Source organism: Trebonia sp. (assembly GCF_049794275.1).
Taxonomy (GTDB): domain Bacteria; phylum Actinomycetota; class Actinomycetes; order Streptosporangiales; family Streptosporangiaceae; genus Trebonia.
This window is the reverse complement of the sequence record NZ_JBARCR010000155.1, coordinates 1-2,418: the sequence shown is the minus strand read 5'-3', so window position 1 is coordinate 2,418 and position 2,418 is coordinate 1. Positions and strand designations below refer to the sequence as shown.

Annotated in this window: 3 protein-coding genes and 1 pseudogene; 1 reads left to right on the top strand and 3 read right to left on the bottom strand. The window is 68.4% G+C overall.

The features are described 5' to 3' along the window. The 3 genes and pseudogenes from WA805_RS04535 to mca form a co-directional block, all read right to left on the bottom strand. Positions 1-394 (bottom strand): annotated as a pseudogene (locus WA805_RS04535) (ATP-dependent helicase); the annotation flags it as partial. Positions 395-408: 14 nt separating this feature from the next. Continuing rightward, positions 409-684, bottom strand: coding sequence for a hypothetical protein (locus WA805_RS04530; protein WP_422277155.1), 276 nt, complete (start codon positions 682-684; stop codon positions 409-411). Continuing rightward, complete coding sequence (gene mca / locus WA805_RS04525) at positions 681-1,559, bottom strand: mycothiol conjugate amidase Mca (protein WP_422277157.1); 879 nt, start codon at positions 1,557-1,559, stop codon at positions 681-683. Before mca ends, WA805_RS04530 begins: the two co-directional genes overlap by 4 nt. 319 nt (positions 1,560-1,878) lie before the next feature. Between mca and greA the strand changes: the two genes are divergently transcribed. After that, a complete protein-coding gene (greA, locus tag WA805_RS04520) occupies positions 1,879-2,385 on the top strand; it encodes a transcription elongation factor GreA (protein WP_422277159.1) in 507 nt (168 codons plus the stop codon). Positions 2,386-2,418 lie beyond the last annotated feature (33 nt).

Sequence of the window (2,418 nt, the reverse complement as noted above, 5' to 3'; positions counted from 1 at the left end):
GGTCGCGAATGGGCTCGGCGGCGCCGCCGAGCACCGCGAGCGCCGCCGCCGCTGCCGGTGGCTCGAAGACCAGCGCCGGCACCCGCCAGGCGCCCAGTGCGGGCTTCCCTGCAGGCGGCTCGCGGCCTGTTTCCTGCGAGGCGAGCGGCCCGTCGCCGACCGTGGGGAGCTGGAGGGTCAGCTCGTCATCGACGGCCTTCCTGACCAGGCCGCCGGCCGGATCGGGCAGCTCGGCGAGCGCGTCGGCGAGTTCCGCCGCGCCGACGGCGAACGGGTGAGGGCGCGGTGCGCGCGACGGGCGGCCAGTGCGCGCGGGGGCATGCGGGGGCAGCGCCGGGTCCTCGGCCCACAGCCATACCGCCCCGTACGCCCAGACTCCGTGGACCACCAGCATGGGTGCCCCCGTCGCTAGCGGCGCTTGGCGCCCTTCGTGGTGGTCGCATCACCCACGTCGGCGCCTGTCACGGCCCCGCCCATCCCGGCGTCGCCGGTGCCCGCGTCGGTTTCCGCCGATTCATCCGGCGGCGGGCCGAGCTTCTTGAACTGCTTGTTCATCGAGCGCAGCAGGAACACGAGCGCGACGCCGATCCCGGCCACGACGAGAAAGCCGAGCAGTCCCGGCTCCACGTCGTTCATCGTGGAGTTGCTTGAACCGCTGGCCAGCGCCGCGGCGAGAAACATCACAGGGTCACACTCTCCCGGACACCCGCGAAAAGGTCGTCTTCAGGCAGCTCGGTGTCGACGAGCGACCTAGCAAGATGATAGTCCTCGGTCGGCCACGCGGCGCGCTGGACGTCAAGCGGGCAGTCGAACCACGTGCTCTTCGGATCGATCTGGGTGGCGTGCGCCAGCAGCGCCTGGTCGCGGATCTCCAGGTAGTCGGCGACATCGATCCTGGTGGTGATCTCGAGCTGCTTAATGCCGAGCTCCTCGCGCTTGCGCGCGCGTTCCTCCCACTGCGCGAAGATCTTCTCGTACGGCGAGTCCTGGCCGCGGCGCAGCATCTCCTCGTGCAGCGCGACGTACTTGGCCTGGTGGAAGGACACGAAGTAGTACAGCTTCAGCGGCTGCCACGGCTCGCCGGCCTCCGGGTACCTGTCGGGATCCGCGGCGGCCTCGAACGCCTCCACCGTGACCTGGTGGGTCTTGATGTGGTCCGGGTGCGGATAGCCGCCGTTCTCGTCGTAGGTCAAGATCACGTGCGGCCGGAACTCGCGGACGGCCTTGACCAGCGGGGCCACCGCCTCGGCGAGCGGTACCAGGGCGAACGAGCCGTCAGGCAGCGGCGGCTTCGGGTCGCCCTCAGGGAGGCCGGAATCGACGAAGCCCATAAAGCGCTGCTGGACGCCGAGGATCTCACGGGCCCTCGCCATTTCCTCCCGCCGGATGCGGGCCATATCGGCCTTCACCTCTGGCCGGTCCATAGCCGGGTTGAGGACGTCGCCGCGCTCGCCGCCGGTCATCGTGCAAACCATGACATCGATGCCCTCGCGGACATACCGCGCCATTGTGGCGGCACCCTTGCTCGACTCGTCGTCTGGGTGCGCGTGCACGGCCATCAGCCTCAGTCTCCCCTGCTCGGGGCCTTGGGGTGACAACCTTGTCTCCCTCCGTTTACGCTCATGTACCTTCACGGAAACATCCGGCCGGTTTAGCGGCATTCCCGACTGGAAACGCTGCCCCGGAGGCCTTCTAGCGACGCCACGCCGCTACCAGCAGGACTTGACTAGTACACAGCAGTGGCCGACCCTTGTTAGCCTCAGAAGATTACCCCCGGAGACCGGCTGGCTCCTTAGCAGAGGGCGTGCAAGCCCTTGCGCCGCAATAAATCCCAGCCCCTAGCGGACGAAAAGTCCTGCGTAGTACCAAGGAGTGCCCGTGACCGAGACGCGCGACGACAGCGTCACCTGGCTCACCCAGGAGGCGTATGACCGGCTCAAGGCCGAATTGGACCACCTCTCCGGACAGGGTCGCGTAGATATCGCCAAGAAGATCGAGGCGGCCCGCGAAGAGGGGGACCTGCGCGAGAACGGCGGTTACCACGCGGCCAAGGAAGAGCAGGGCAAGATCGAGGGCCGGATCCTCCAGCTTCAGCACATCCTGGAGAACGCGCGGGTCGGCGAGCCGCCGCGCACCGACGGCGTGGTCGGCCCCGGCATGACGGTGACCGTCCGGTTTGTCGGCGATGACGATGAGGTCACGTTCCTGCTCGCCTCGCGCGAGGAGAGCGGCTCACCGATTGACGTTTACTCTCCGAAGTCCCCGCTCGGCTCGGCGATTACCGGCAAGAAGGTCGGTGAGCAGGCCACCTACTCGCTGCCGAACGGCCGGTCTACCACGGTTGAGATCCTGGAGGCGGTGCCCTACGGCGGCACCGCCGCCTGAGACGTGCTTGAGCGCCCGGCCGCAGGTCGCGGC

Excerpts from the sequence above, each read along its gene's own strand:
- mca (WP_422277157.1), bottom strand. The coding sequence starts at position 1,559 with ATGGCCGTGCACGCGCACCCAGACGACGAGTCGAGCAAGGGTGCCGCC.